Annotated in this window: 10 protein-coding genes; 8 read left to right on the top strand and 2 right to left on the bottom strand. The window is 38.5% G+C overall.

Features of this window, described 5'->3' with window-relative positions:
- Window positions 1-14: 14 nt before the first annotated feature.
- Window positions 15-917, bottom strand: coding sequence for a DUF3822 family protein (locus tag CE557_RS00650; RefSeq protein WP_114909712.1), 903 nt, complete (start codon window positions 915-917; stop codon window positions 15-17).
- Between the two features lie 44 nt (window positions 918-961).
- On the opposite strand from CE557_RS00650, the gene CE557_RS04990 reads away from it, so the two are divergent.
- The 5 genes from CE557_RS04990 to CE557_RS00630 all read left to right on the top strand — a co-directional run bounded on the left by CE557_RS04990 (window position 962) and on the right by CE557_RS00630 (window position 4,575).
- Entirely contained in the window at window positions 962-1,102 is a 141-nt protein-coding gene (locus CE557_RS04990) for a hypothetical protein (protein WP_162789900.1), read from the top strand.
- Window positions 1,103-1,245: 143 nt separating this feature from the next.
- On the top strand, window positions 1,246-1,587 hold the full coding sequence (locus tag CE557_RS00645) for a DUF4296 domain-containing protein (protein ID WP_114909711.1): 342 nt from the start codon (window positions 1,246-1,248) through the stop codon (window positions 1,585-1,587).
- A 16-nt stretch (window positions 1,588-1,603) separates the two neighbouring features.
- Window positions 1,604-2,056, top strand: coding sequence for a Smr/MutS family protein (locus tag CE557_RS00640; RefSeq protein WP_114909710.1), 453 nt, complete (start codon window positions 1,604-1,606; stop codon window positions 2,054-2,056).
- 65 nt (window positions 2,057-2,121) lie between these two features.
- A complete protein-coding gene (gene gyrB, locus CE557_RS00635) occupies window positions 2,122-4,071 on the top strand; it encodes a DNA topoisomerase (ATP-hydrolyzing) subunit B (protein WP_114909709.1) in 1,950 nt (649 codons plus the stop codon).
- Window positions 4,072-4,371: 300 nt separating this feature from the next.
- Window positions 4,372-4,575: a hypothetical protein gene (locus CE557_RS00630; protein WP_114909708.1), complete on the top strand. Its 204-nt coding sequence runs from the start codon at window positions 4,372-4,374 to the stop codon at window positions 4,573-4,575.
- 283 nt (window positions 4,576-4,858) lie between these two features.
- Here CE557_RS00630 and CE557_RS00620 read toward each other — a convergent pair whose 3' ends face one another.
- On the bottom strand, window positions 4,859-5,878 hold the full coding sequence (locus CE557_RS00620) for a hypothetical protein (protein ID WP_114909706.1): 1,020 nt from the start codon (window positions 5,876-5,878) through the stop codon (window positions 4,859-4,861).
- A 580-nt stretch (window positions 5,879-6,458) separates the two neighbouring features.
- On the opposite strand from CE557_RS00620, the gene mfd reads away from it, so the two are divergent.
- The 3 genes from mfd (at window position 6,459) to rnr (ending at window position 15,490) form a co-directional block, all read left to right on the top strand.
- Window positions 6,459-9,704 (top strand): transcription-repair coupling factor, encoded by a 3,246-nt coding sequence (gene mfd / locus CE557_RS00615; protein ID WP_114909705.1) that lies wholly within the window; start codon window positions 6,459-6,461, stop codon window positions 9,702-9,704.
- Between the two features lie 386 nt (window positions 9,705-10,090).
- Window positions 10,091-13,270: a sodium:solute symporter family protein gene (locus CE557_RS00610; RefSeq protein ID WP_114909704.1), complete on the top strand. Its 3,180-nt coding sequence runs from the start codon at window positions 10,091-10,093 to the stop codon at window positions 13,268-13,270.
- Between the two features lie 90 nt (window positions 13,271-13,360).
- Window positions 13,361-15,490 carry a ribonuclease R gene (gene rnr / locus CE557_RS00605; RefSeq protein ID WP_114909703.1) on the top strand — a complete coding sequence of 710 codons (2,130 nt, stop codon included), beginning with the start codon at window positions 13,361-13,363 and terminating at the stop codon, window positions 15,488-15,490.
- Window positions 15,491-15,530: the final 40 nt, after the last annotated feature.

Raw genomic sequence — 15,530 nt, 5'->3', positions numbered from 1 at the left:
CAACAACACCTGATTTATTGCCATGCGCTGCTATGGGTATGACAAAGAAAACCGCTTATCAAATCAAAGTACAACATAGGTGAAGTGCCACTGGCTTTACAAACATATGAATTTGAGTGTAAAAAGTTAATCTTTGTTTTTAAGGTGGTTCTTGGAATATAGGCTTTCAACTGACGATAGGCCAATGACCGCTTTTCAATCCATCCACCCACTAGTAATGCGCAAGAAGTACGTTCTAACTGCATCACCTGGATGACAGCCGATAGATAACTTAAAAAGTCATCGGATGTTTTATAAGCAAACGCATTGCAATAGAGTAGTTGTCTTTTATTATGGACTACTATATACAAATAGTCCTCTGCCAACCAGACAAATAATTCTGCTTTAGATAGGCATTCTAGCTGGCATCCTTCTATAATGGCATTTGACTGGTGGATAATATGAAAATTACTACCTGTATAACGTTTTCTAAACCAATCTAATACAATAGCATTTTCTGCAAAGACAACCGATACTTTTGCCAATGCATGGGTAAAGGAGATCACTTCATCGTTTGGGTCTACACCACAAGCAACATGCATATAGGTAGACAAATCTTTTGTGCTGAGCAATAAATGAGGCAACAAGGTAAATTTTTGATTAGAAATAGATAAAGTAACAGAACACCAGTTTTTTTTAATCAAAAAAAAATCTTGATTGTACAATTGCTCTAAACTCTTGACATAGCTTGGGTGGTTTTTATCGAGCGGCAGTGCATATATGCCCAGTAATAAACACGCTTGGGTAGTGCGTTCTATACAACATATCTTAATCAAACCATGACCTATATTAATAGACAAGTGGTAGTTGATACTTTTATCGAAGTTAAATTTGCTTGGATGAACAACAGAAAGAATTTTTTTGGGGAATACTTCCATAATCAATCTTTATATGAGCTATCGCTACTTACATAAAATAGGTAATGAGGCGCCTACAAATCCATCTGCCTCCTAGGGGGCGGTATGGCCTAGTGGTTGAATCTTTAACAGCATTTGACGTAACTTGTGCGTTATATGCACCTAATGATCGCGTTGTTCAGCATACTGACCATATGCTACAATAGTGCGCTGGAGCAGCTCAATTTTACTTGTTGTGATGGTCGTTTCTTTGGAAGAAGACTACCCAATTTTCACTCCACATTTACCCAATATAGTGGTTTTTACTTAACTTTACATACAATTAACCACTTAACCTCTGCTTTGTAATATGAAAAAAATAGCTACTATTCTTTTAGCATTGTCCCTATTATACTGGATAAGCAGGTCATCATTTACAACGACCCACCATCCACCCACCACTATAATCAACGAAACAGTCTTTGTCCATATAGTAAGGGATCTAGAACTACTCGATAGCTGGTTATACTATAGCTATTATACTCCAGAAACCATAGAGCTATTGCGGCATCAAAACCATCAAAAAATTTTAGCGTTATATAAAGTCGAGCCAGAAGCTTTTCAAGCCAGTATAAGGTATTATTTAGAAGAGGTTAGGGCAATGAAGATATATGAAAAAGTTTATCTAGCTTTAGAGGCCTTATCTAGTTAGTTTTTAATATTTAGATATGCCCATTTCGATTGGCAGCTATGTACGGATTAAAAATCAAACTACTATAGGTGAAGTAGTGGATATACGTTTAGATAAAGTATTGATTTCTGTTGGCAAGCTGCACTTTTATCTTCCTTTTCAAGCTGTTGAACATGTGGATCCTCCTCCATCTATGCCAACAAAAGCTAGGCAATCCAATCTTGGTACAATGTGCACACCCTCCATGCAAACCGATCCGATGCTTGATTTACATGGCTTCAACAAAGCGCAAGCATTGTTGGCATTAGAAAAATTTCTAGATCGTTCATTACTATTGGGTCATAGTCGATTAAAAATCATCCATGGACAGGGCAAAGGCATTTTGCGTAATGCCATACGAGACTACTTAAGCAACCACCCCTTAGTAAAAAGCATCACCCTGCAAAGCCCTATACATTGTATGGCCGGTATGACACTCATTGAAATATAGTGTTCCTTTGCGCTAAACCTATTATCTTCGTATATCTATTCTATTGTTTAAACCAGCTGTTAAAGATGACCCGAACCAATAATGATTATTCAGCCAATAGCATCCAAATCCTAGAAGGACTAGAAGCTGTGCGCAAACGTCCTGCCATGTACATCGGGGATGTAGGCATTAAGGGATTACACCATCTTATTTGGGAGGTAGTAGATAATGCTATTGATGAGTCTTTAGCAGGCTATTGCACAAAAATTGGAATTATTATCCATGAGGATAACGCCATTACCGTATGGGATAATGGTCGGGGCATTCCCACTGAGATGCATCCAAAGGAACAAAAATCAGCCTTAGAGGTGGTTATGACCATATTGCATGCAGGTGGTAAATTTGATAAGGATACCTATAAAATTTCTGGTGGCTTACATGGTGTAGGGGTTTCCTGTGTAAACGCATTATCCACTCACTTAGAAGTGACCGTATACCGAAATGGAAAAATTTATAAACAAGCCTATGCTCAAGGCATTCCACGTTACCCTGTTCAAGAGGTAGGTACGACAGATTTACGCGGTACTACTGTTCATTTTACTCCAGATCCCTCTATTTTTACCACGACGGTTTACAACCTACATACCATTGTAAATAGGTTGCAAGAACTAGCCTATTTAAATATAGGGTTACAGATGCAACTAGAGGATCTCCGTGAACGAGATGAACAAGGCAATCCTTTCAGTCAAACTTTCCACTCTGAAGGAGGGCTTTTAGAGTTTGTAGCCCATTTAGACAGCACTAAGGTGGCTATTATGCCCATGCCTATCCTTGTAGAAGGAGAAAAAAACAATGTGGTGGTACAGGTGGCGATGACCTACAATACAGGCTATTCGGAAACAGTCGTTTCCTATGTCAATAACATACATACCATTGAAGGAGGTATGCATGTCACTGGATTTAGAAGAGCCTTAACCCGCACTTTAAAAAGCTATGCAGACAAATCTGGTTTATTAGAGAAAGCCAAAATAGAGATTGTTGGAGATGATTTTCGAGAAGGCTTAACCGCTGTCATCTCTGTAAAGGTAGCAGAACCTCAATTTGAGGGACAAACAAAAACCAAACTGGGCAATGCAGAGGTACAAAGCGCGGTAGAAAGCTGTGTAGGGGAAGTATTGCATTACTACTTAGAAGAACACCCTAAGGAGGCCAAACTGATTATTAATAAGGTGATTATAGCGGCCCAGGCCCGCCAAGCTGCCCGAAAAGCACGTGAAATGGTCCAACGCAAAAATGTGTTGATGAGCAACAGCTTGCCTGGCAAATTAGCTGATTGTTCCGAACGGGACCCTGCCCTTTGTGAACTATTTCTAGTGGAAGGTGATTCTGCTGGTGGTACGGCTAAAATGGGTAGAAATAGAAGATTCCAAGCGATCCTACCCTTAAAGGGTAAAATTCTAAATGTGGAAAAGGCACAAACCTATAAGATATATGATAACGAGCAGGTTAGGAATATGATCACTGCATTAGGTATATCCATGGGCACAGATGGGAATGAACAAGCGATACATCTAGATAAATTACGCTACCATAAAATTGTGATTATGACCGATGCAGATGTAGATGGCAGTCATATTCGTACGCTTATTTTAACCTTTTTCTTTCGTTATATGCGGGATATTATAGAAAAGGGGTATCTATATATTGCCTCTCCTCCACTCTATCTAGTGAAACGAGACAAAGAAGCGCAATATTGCTGGACAGAGGCAGAGAAAGAAGCATGGGTCACCCAGTTTAGCCTTAAAGATGGGAAAACGGATGCGGTATTTGTACAACGTTACAAAGGTTTGGGTGAGATGAATGAAATCCAACTCTGGGATACTACTATGGATCCCACCAGACGCAATCTAAAACAGGTAACCATAGCTTCTGCACTGGCTGCAGAACACCTTTTTTCTATGTTAATGGGCGATGAGGTGCCACCGCGTAGAGAATTTATAGAACGCTATGCTAAATATGCTAAGTTAGATATTTAAAATGGCAACTCATCTTTTTTAGTTGCTTGACTTTCAGCATACTATAATTTTTATCTTACCTGTAGCTTTGTTGGCTTAAAGTATGTAAATTTAGAGGTGTCTATTCAGATCCTGATGCCAATTGAAGTGCTAAATGTTATAGAGCAGGTTGTACATAATGGCACACGCATTAGAAAAGGGTAAGCTTAGAAATGGTATGATTAAGGTTGAGTCGGTATCAGCTTATCTGGGTATAGAGGGCTGAACGGATATATTCAAGGTAAAAGTTCATTTTTTAACACCTTAAATTAAAGTAAAATTATGTTTAGAAATGTATGTTACCTAGTGTTAGGCGTGGTATTAGGTGCTATATTAGGATTTTTAGTTTGCGATAATACTAAAAAAAGAATCCTTAAAGCTATCCAAAATAGGGCTAAGCAACTTTCTGGTTGTGTGCAATCATCTTCTGAAAAAGCAGCAGATGCAATCAATACGGTTAAAAACGCTGTTAAAGGTCTATCTTAATTAGGTCTAAGGGCACAAGCAGTCAAAAGGGCCATTGCTCTTTTGACTGCCTTTCGCTTACCACGTTGGCTTTATTCCTGTAACCTTATGTCTAAAAAGTCATGCTTGTTTTGGGGGGCACTTTTGAGTGGAGTGTCTCTGTGGTTTTTTGTATCCAGCAGCATTAAAAAAAAAGTTAAAAAGGAGCTATATGCTGCAATGCAGCGGGCTGCGCTATCTATTGTATCCAAGCTGCTACTGAAGCCTTGGGTAAAAAAAATGATGCGGCTCCTTTAGGGTCTTTCTATTTCTGTGAGGTTAGTAATGGCGTTAAATAGTTTTCTAACTTATCTAGTTCTGTTTTAATATTTGCTAATATTTTCATTTCTGTGTCTATTTCCGCGTTTATTTTTTCTATTTCATTTTCTATACATTCTAATAATTTTTTGCCAGTTTTATGTACGACTGTTAGCACCAGTAGTGCGGTTACTTCCCGCCCTTCGATTACTTGTTTAATACGAGATAATCCACTTACATGTGTTATAACGCATTCACATGTTTCTATAGCTGTTGTAGCACTTTTCCTTGCTTTATCTAGAAACATATTGGCTATATTGGGTGTTTTTTTCAAAAGTCTTTTTACGTCTGTTTCACAATTAGTTATTCTATCTCGTTCCTTCTTAAGGATTGATAATGTACCAGCTATCGCTTCATCCGTAGGGATAGTATGGTCTACTGCTTTGGCTTCTTTAATAATGTCCACTATATCTTTGATTGCTTGTCTAGTAACTTCAGCCTTTTTTGGTTCCATCTTCCTGTTATACGCTATAAAATATTTTAGACCTAAAAGGAGATAGCGACCTTCCTTTAATATTTGCTCATATTTATTATCTAGCTCTTTTTCTAACTTTCGCTTTAACATAAGGAAACCGGGAGATGACTTTACTATTTCTTCTAGTTGTTCATTTAACTCTTTTTCGAATGCTTGTAACTCCTCTTCTGATTTAATTAGTGACATTAACGCTATGAATATTTTTGTTGCTTTAATGACTGGATTTAATGTTTCAGATGCTATGTGGTATACCTTTCCGAATATGGTTTCTATTGCAGTCTGTTGCACTGATTGAGCTACTTGACCATGTTCATCACTATGGATATGACTGCTGACGCTATCTGGTGCTGGCGCTACTTCGTCCCGTTTTGGATCAGGTGTATGATGCATCGTATGGTTAGCAATCACATCTGGTACTGGAGTTATTCCTTCCGGTTCTAGATCAGACGTATGCATAGTATGGCTAGTGACCCCATCTGGTAACGGCGTCATTTTTTCCCGCTTTGAGGTTAAGTTTTGTACGATCTCAGCGGCTCTATTAGAACCTGGCTCTTTTTTTTATTGGCACCCCATAACCATCTGGTGCATCCTATGCATCCATTCGACCACAAGGTAAAGCAATACCATACAAGTGTTATGAATAAATGGTTTTTGCTTCTTGTCACTACTATTTTATTCTATATGGAACACCATAAAAATGATTATGATATATAATCATAGCTTCTTTTAATATACGGTTATTTATTCAAAAATAATAGAATATCAGACCAAAATAGATTAAGTACAACTATTGTCTTTTCAATAAAAATTATGTAGATAACCCATCCTCACTATTTTGCTATACGCTATAGCAGATAGTAGGCGTTTGAAAAAAGTAGAAGGTTTAAAAGTATACAAATCCTACCCAATCGATGACTCTATTGAGCATATTTTTTAAAAAATATTTGTAAGTTTGCGTTGGACTTATTCTTGACAGTAGATGCATTTCATTTTTCATAGTTTAGCCGTAGCTGCTACCAGCCATTTTATCTCCTTGGATAGATGGCACTGTTTTCATTAACCTTTTTTTATCTTGCAGATCAACGATTTTATAGAACGGTATCAAAAACAAGAAGTTATAACCAAGCTTACAGACTACCTAAAACAGGATCCGCAAGATATACACTTACAAGGTATGCAAGGCAGTTTAGATGCACTACTGATTGCAGCCCTGCAAAGAAATTGCAATCGGGTACAGCTTATCATACTGGAAAACAAGGAAGAAGCATTGGCTATGTATGGAGATTTAACCCATTTGGCCCATTCGGTGCTGCTACTCCCCAGCTTGGCACAAAAAGAGGATACCTCTATTCAAAATAAACGATCTGCTATCATACAGGCCATACGTGATGGTAGGTCTACTCCATTAATCGTCACCCATATAGCTGCACTGTTGGAAAAAATCCCAGATCCATCCACTATGGGTTGCAGGATAGAGGTAGGCCAAACGCTATCACTCCAAACTTTGGAAAGCATGCTAGAAGGTTTTACAAAAGTAGATTTTGTCTATAGTTCAGGTCAGTTTGCTATACGTGGTGGCATTGTTGATATTTATACGGTGCCTCAATCATTTCCCTACCGAATGGAACTATGGGGAGGCCAAGTTTCTACCATTCGCATCTTTGACCCTAAAGACCAAAAATCTTTTAAAAAGACAAATGCAGCAACTATTGTATCCAACGCAAAAATAAAAACCAAAAGCCAGTACAATCCTATCTTCTTTTCAACTTGTTTACCCAAAGGCAGTTGTATTTGGCTAAAAAATAAACAAAAGCTAGCAGTACAAACGACCACATCCAACGATACCTCTACCCTAGAGACTTGGAAAAGCTTTATAGCATCTATTGTCCCCTTTCATCAGATTCTATTTGGGGAATCCACTGGTTCAGATAGTGCCCTAATATTATCATATAACTCTGAAAAACAACCATGTTTTCAACAAAACTTTAATCTGCTAGCGGATGACCTCTACAAAAGAGAGCAGCAGGGCTATGAGGTATATATTACAGCACCTGCTGCAGGTCAATTTACACGACTGACTACTATTTTAGAAGCCAAAGCGCCCCCGACAACTTTTAAGCCATTGCTACTGAGTTTACGGGAAGGATATATAGATCATACAGCTAAAATAGTATGTTACAGTGATCATCAAATTTTTAATAGGTATTATCAGTACCAACCACCCAAGCAGCATGCCCCAACGGAAACCTTACTCGTCGATGCCTATAGAAGGCTAGAAATTGGTGATTATGTGGTCCATAATGACTACGGAATTGGCCGATTTTCTGGACTCCATTCCTTAACCATCCATAACCAGAAACAGGAAGCCATTCGCCTGATCTATAAAAACAACGACATGGTGTACGTAAATGTACACGAACTATATAAAATCAGCAAATATACCAGTAAAGATGGTACAACGCCTGGCATGCATACATTAGGAACTTCTGCATGGCAACGCAAAAAAAGCAGCGTTAAACAACAGATCAAAGACATTGCCAAAGAACTGATTACCCTTTATGCGCAACGCAAAAAAACAATGGGGTTTGCTTTTAAGGCAGATACGGTACTGGATGCAGAGTTAGCTGCTTCTTTCTGCTATGAGGAAACCCCAGACCAAGCTGCCGCCATTGCGGCTGTTAAAGCAGACATGGAGCGCCCCACTCCCATGGATCGACTCGTTTGTGGTGATGTGGGATTTGGCAAAACAGAAATCGCTATTCGTGCAGCTTTTAAAGCAGCGGTACAGGGCAAACAAGTAGCTATACTCGTACCTACTACTATTTTAGCCCTACAACACTACAACTCTTTTATCGATAGGCTGGCTGGTTTACCCATTCATGTCAGTTACATCAATCGCTTTAAAACCAAACAAGAAGTCGAGCAAACGCTTGCCCATACGGCTTCTGGTAAGGTGGATATTTTAATAGGTACACACAAACTATTGACCAATGGTGTCAAGTTTAAAGATTTAGGGCTGTTGATCATTGATGAAGAACAGAAATTTGGTGTACGTGCAAAAGAAAAATTAAAAAAGATGCGGTTGAATGTAGATACACTCACCTTGACCGCTACGCCTATTCCACGGACCCTCCATTTTTCGCTAATGGGTGCCAGGGATTTAAGTATGCTCACTACCCCTCCTACCAATAGACTGCCTGTTCAAACAAAGTTGCACCGCTTTGACGATAAGTTGATTAAAGAAGCCATAGAAGATGAATTAGCCCGTGGGGGGCAAGTCTTTTTTGTGCACAATAGGGTAAGAAATATCAACGCGATTGCACAAAATTTATCAGACCTATTGCCTGCAGCACGCATCTGTGTGGCACATGGCCAAATGGGCGGATCTATGTTAGAAGAGAAAATATTGCAGTTTATAGTAGGTCGGTATGATATACTGGTTGCTACTAGTATTATAGAATCTGGCATAGATATGCCCAATGTCAATACCATTATCATTAATGACAGCCACCTTTTAGGCCTCTCTGATTTACATCAAATGCGCGGTAGAGTAGGTCGTTCTCATGTGCAAGCTTTTTGCTACCTATTGATTCCAGAAGAAGTAACCCTTACGCCAGAAGCGAAACTAAGGCTGACCGCATTAGAAGAGTGTGCAGCGTTAGGAGATGGTTTTAAACTGGCTATGAGGGACCTAGACATACGTGGTGCGGGTGATCTGCTCGGTGCAGCACAAAGTGGATTTATATCGGATATTGGTTTTGAGACCTATTGTAAAATATTAGAAGAGGCGGTAGATGAGGTAAAGCACAACGATTTTAAAACATTGTTTAACACTAAACCGCTCTATACCGAGTGTTCGATTGAAACAGACTGTGAAGCGCTGCTACCACCTGAATATGTGCAAAGTACAACGCAACGAATGACGCTTTATACAAGGCTTAATGCGCTTAAAAATAACGACCACCTTACAAATTTTAAAGAAGAATTAATAGATCGATTTGGTCCATTACCTACTGCTACAGAGACTTTATTGGAAACAGTACAACTCCGATGGGAGGCAGAACGCATTGGTTTTCAAAAAATTTCATTTAAAGGTCAGCGGTTACATTGCTACTTAGATGCTGATGCTCAAAAAAGAAATTTAAACATGTGGGAGCATATTATGCGTTATATGCAAGCCCATCCAACTTGTTGCCAACTCAAAAAGTTGGGACAGAATCTAATGCTTATCATTACTGGAAAAATAGATAGTGTTCTTGCAGCAAAGCAGCTACTGGCCACCATAGGAACCACGGACGGAAATGGTTGTAGTAGCTAAAGAAACTATTTATATTACATGTTTTGCCTTCCTGTTAAGATCTTATAGGCCAAAAAAAAGTAAAGCATATCCTTAAAAAAAGCGGATAGTAAGACAACTTTGTTGTATAGGTCAGAAAAAACAGTGAAATTCAATAGTTAGATTATTGCTATAGTGCGTCTACGTTGTAAAAAACGAAGTGTACCATCAGCCTATTTTTTTATAGGACAGTGTGTATGCTTGTAATTTATTTTTTAAACCAGGCCTTTTTCAAGTTCAAGGCTATTCATGGTGTGCAATTCTTAAGAGAAGCACACTATGCTAGAATACTATGTATTTCACGAGCATAGACCATAAAATAGCTATTAGTAATCGAGTAAAGCAGTCTATTAAACGTTCTGGATATTATGCATGCTGAAGTATGGTGGGTCATAGGGTTTTTAATATTAACATTGACAATAGGGTTAATAACAGGTCGAAAAATGAAGGATTTTTCGGATTATGCTGTAGGACACAAACGATTTGGAACTTGGATTTTGGTAGCATCCGTTATTGCTACTGCATTAGGAGGAAGATCTTTAAGCAACAACTTAGATTTTGTAGTTGCGCGTCCGTTGGTACTCGTATTATTTGCTGGAGTGGCCTACCTCATTATAGGTCGTTCCTTGGCTATGCGTATGGGTAAATTTATGCGTCATTTGTCCATGGCAGAATCTATGGGAACGGTCTATGGAAAAGGAGTCAGGTATATTGCTGCTATTGCATTTGTGATCCGTTCTGGTGGACTGGTGGTATTGGAATTTTGTATAGTAAATAAACTATTAAGGTTATTTTTTAACATAGATGGCACCTTGTTTACAATCACCATCGCCATTTTTGTAACGTTGTACGCTACCATTGGGGGCGCACGTTCTGTAGCCTTTACAGATTTTATGCAAATTCTATTTTTTGGTCTGTTTATGCCTATGTTATTTGTGATAACTTACCAAAAACTGCATCCCCCCACTAATATTATTGATTTGTTACTGAATCGGATACGTAGTGATTGGGTAGACATCGTTATCAATAATCGTCCTAAAATTTCTTCTATGGTTTTGGATATAGCTACCTATGTAATTCCATGGATGGTCTCTGCAAATATACAGCGGATTTATATGTCGGCTAGCGTGTGGCAAGCTAAAGCTGTTTTTACACGTGCTGCATTGATCTTTACTGTAGTAAAAATTTTGCTAGCTACAGTAGGTATCTGTTTACTACACATGCATCCTGATCTAAAGCCTAGTCAATTTTTACATATGATTACAAATGATGCACCGGCTGGCTTCAACATATTATTGTACATAGCCCTTATCTCATTAATCATGTCTACCGTTGACTCTAACTTACACATGTGCACGGTTACATTAGTTCATGATATTATAGAACCTTTGACAGGATCATTAAAACATAAATTGATATGGGCTAGAGTGGCTACTATTTGCGTGGGTGGAGTAGGACTTTGGATAGCTATTAGCTACCCAGATTTATTGTACACTACATTTTATCATATGCTTACCTTCTGTAGTTCTATGGTATCTATACCATTTATCATAGCCATCATAGGCTTTTTTCCACGTACACTATCTGTATTATTGGGCATGGGTGCAGGTATTTTAGTAACTACTATCATGCAATACTATTTGCATGCAAAGTGGAATTTTATCTTTCCAAGTATGTTGGCCAACATTGTTGTGCTCGTAATTAGTCACTATTTGCTTCCTAAACTACCGCATACTGGAGGTACGCAAGATCAAGAACCCCTATTAATAGAAAAACAACTTAGAAAACGTAAATGGAAAGCATACAAGGAGGCAATTAGGACCTTCTGTTGGAAGGAGTATATACGAAATATTTTTCCAAAAAAACCAGCTCACTTTTTTAGAGTCGGATTTTATTCTGAAATTTACCTCTGTATCAGCCTATGTTATAATCAAAAATTGAGTTGGGTATATTATTTTTCCCCATGCATGATTTTGGCTACATATTTTATATGTTATCCCATATGGCATAGCCACCAAACGACACACCATAAAGTAGTGATGCACTATATTTGGTTAATCGGTATCTTTTGTTTGCTATTCCTGCCTGGGGCACTGTGCTTTAGCATAAGTGGTTATGCAATAGTGCCTACAATTATATACCTATTAAATATTGCAGTAGGCTTTTATTTTCTACCGATGCCTACCGCATCTTTCATGCTGCTAGCTGCTTTTGTGATGACCTACTTTATTGCTCCTTATCCACCATTAGCTTTGCTTGTTTCTACTTGGGGGTCTTGGTCAAACTGTTTATGTTTGGTTGTTTGTTGGTGTGCACTTATAAAGTATATCTCCTTACATAAAACCGTAAAAACATTACTGGCCAACCAGTTGGCCTATTGGCATGAACTTGCTTTCTATAAGGATCAAGCCACCATTAAAAAAATTCAATACCAACACCATTTGGATATACTGACCAAAAGTAATCATCAAGAAGATGTATTAAAAAAGGTTTGTTCTGATTTACAGCAACTATTATCCAAACCAGATGAGTTATGCCACCACAAAGAAATGGTTAAGCGAAGCATCAATAGCTTAGATAGTTATAGAACGTTTTTGCAAGATTTAGCCTATTATGAACGAGACCATATTACATTAGAGGTTGTTTTGGTCGATATAGAAAATATGTTTGATCGTGCTACCACTACTTCTAAAAAAGCAGGTATCCTATTTCAGGTAGCCATCTACCATACTACGCAACAAAAATATTTAGAATGTGATGCAGGAAAAATTGAATACCTTCTGGTCACAAGTATGCGCCTCATTGAAGAAAGTAAAAATAAGTTATTAGAAAATCAAGAGATTATAAGGATCCATATAATGGATACAAAAATAAAATATAATGTTGATAGCGAGACAAAATTTTTTAAAGAATTACCTGCTGTAGCTTTTGTAATTACTACTGGTATAGACAAACCTAGGATAGACCCCTTGTATACCGATTTATTAGAAAAAGCGCCTGGTATAGTGCCTAATACGATCACTGATCTGTACGAAAAAGAGATTATGCAAATAGTTAGTGCCCATTATGGCTATGGTACCATTACCAAACAAGATGCGGCCATTACCTTTTTATATGTGTTGCCACTACATCTCAGCAAGATTAGAGATAATGTAATGAATACATTACCTTTTTATCCCAACTTTAAGATCATGGAAACACCCGCATCTCTGCAACAAGAAATAGAAACCGAAGACCTCTTGGTTCAATCAACTTCGTTGAGTAGGGCATTGGTAAGGGATACTATTTTATTTATAAAAAAATGCCATGGTGACCAAAAACGTGCATCAGGAGACCCTTTTTACACCCATCCTATGGCTGTAGCACGCATTGTATTAATGGAAACACAAGACCCAGATGTAGTAATAGCTGCTCTATTGCATGATGTAGTTGAGGATTCTAAGGTGCCCCTCTCCTATATTGAAAGTAGATTTGGACGTAATGTAGCCTACATTGTCAATCAGGTTACCCATATGGGTAGTACCTTCCGTTTATGTCCCTTTGGGTAGATCTGTAGGCATTACGCAATTAACAGTTAAGATTCAGAAGATGTGTACAGCAATCTTAGATGGGTTGCATCATTCCAAGTAATATTACCTATGCAAGCATCCCACCCTCCTAACATTAAAAAGAAAAAATCAGTGCAAAACTATGCAACACGTATTGTGCATACCCTACAAAAGGAGCCCAATCAAGCCTATACCATACAACAACTCTGTACGGTATTAAAGGTTAAAATAAAATCAGATAAAGCAAAGGTCAAAAAAGTTCTATTAGATCTTTTGCAAGAAGGTATGATTAAAAAAATAAGCAAAGGACGTTATCTGCACCCCACCGCGCCTATTTACATCACAGGACGCGTAGATTATGTCCATACTGAATATGCTTATATTGTGGCACCGAGTCAGCCCAAAGATGTACTGGTGCGTCAAAACAACCTACTATCTGCATTAGATAACGACTTGGTTAAAGTCTGCTTGCTGCCAACGAGGGGCCGCAGGCGTCCAGAAGGTGTAGTAGTGGAAATTATTGAACGCAACACGATCATTGGGCGCGTCACTGTGGCTGGCAAGCAACCCCAAGCCATAGTTGAACAAAAACGCATGACTTACACTGTGTTATTAGAAAAAGAACCAAACCTTATACTGCAAAAAAATGATAAAGTAGTCATTACGTTAACCTCTATGCTGAATAGGCAAGGGACAGGTAAAGTAGTACAACATCTGGGTCAGGCTGGTCTACATGAGGTAGAGATGCATGCCATTATGGCTGAATTTGGTTTAAAGGATACTTTTCCAGAAAACGTGCTTGAAAGCACTCAAAACATACCTTTGGTAATTACCGAAGAAGAAATAACGCAAAGAAGAGACCTTCGGCATATACCTACTTTTACCATAGATCCAGCAGACGCCAAGGATTTTGACGATGCCCTCTCCTATCAACCATTAGCCAATGGCCGCCATCAAGTAGGGATTCATATTGCAGATGTAAGCCATTATGTGTTGCCAGAAAGTTTGCTGGATAAAGAAGCTTATGCACGCAATACCTCTGTCTATCTAGTAGATCGCTGTATTCCTATGCTGCCAGAACTACTTTCTAATGTAGTATGTTCTTTACGCCCAAATGAACCTAAATTAACCCTTTCAGCTATTTTCGAATTAGATGCAACAGGAAAAATTTATGATACATGGCTAGGAGAAACTATTATCTATTCTGATAAGCGATTTTCTTATGAAGAAGCCCAAGCAGCCATAGAGAGACAAAGCGGAGATTTTTACCAAGCACTTACCCTATTGAATCACTTAGCCCAACAACTTCGAACAAAACGCTCAGAAAAAGGAGCGATTAATTTTGAAACCAGATCGCTGTCATTTGAACTAGATGCCACTGGAAAACCACTTCAAGTGATGCCCAAGGTCCGTACAGACGCCCATAGGCTCATTGAGGAATTTATGTTACTGGCCAACCAAGCAGTAGCTACCCATGTAGCCAAACTAAAACAAAAACAGGAAAAAGAAGGCCCCACTTTTATCTATCGGACCCATGACGATCCAGACCCAGATAAGTTACATACATTCTTTTTATTTGTGAACCAATTAGGCTATAAAATAAACAGCACGAACAAACCTGTATATAAAGCCATGCATGAACTAGAACAGATGATTCAAGGCAAACAAGAAGAGCACATTATACAAGCACTGGCCATTCGGTCTATGGCTAAAGCGCTCTACACTACAAAACCCGATCCGCACTTTGCATTGGCGTTTACCCATTATACCCATTTTACTTCTCCGATCAGAAGATACTCGGATCTATTAGCCCATCGTCTTTTGAAAAAATATTTAAAAGGTGAACGCATCTATGATAACGCATCCTATGAACAAAAATGTCAATATGCGGTAGAAAGAGAATCCCTCGCTGTGCATGCAGAAAGGGCCTCCATAAAATACAAACAAGTAGAGTTTATACAAAACTTAAAGGAAGAAACATTGGAGGGCATCATTAGTGGTCTAACCGAATGGAATATCTACATAGAAATCCTATCGAATGGCTGTGAAGGTATGGTGCGCTTGGCCGACCTTACCGATGATGTCTATGTTTTTGAAGCAGATAGCTTTCAGGTAGTTGGCCAACGCTCGAAAAAATGTTACCGTTTGGGGGATATTGTAAAGGTAAAAGTCAAAAGTTGCGATTTGGATAAACGACATATTAATTTTTGGCTATGCTAGCAGCGTAGTGGCCTGAAAAAATCGGACAAGAATCTTTTAA

Source organism: Cardinium endosymbiont of Sogatella furcifera (genome assembly GCF_003351905.1).
Lineage (GTDB): Bacteria > Bacteroidota > Bacteroidia > Cytophagales > Amoebophilaceae > Cardinium.
This window is presented reverse-complemented; position numbering and strand designations above follow the sequence as displayed.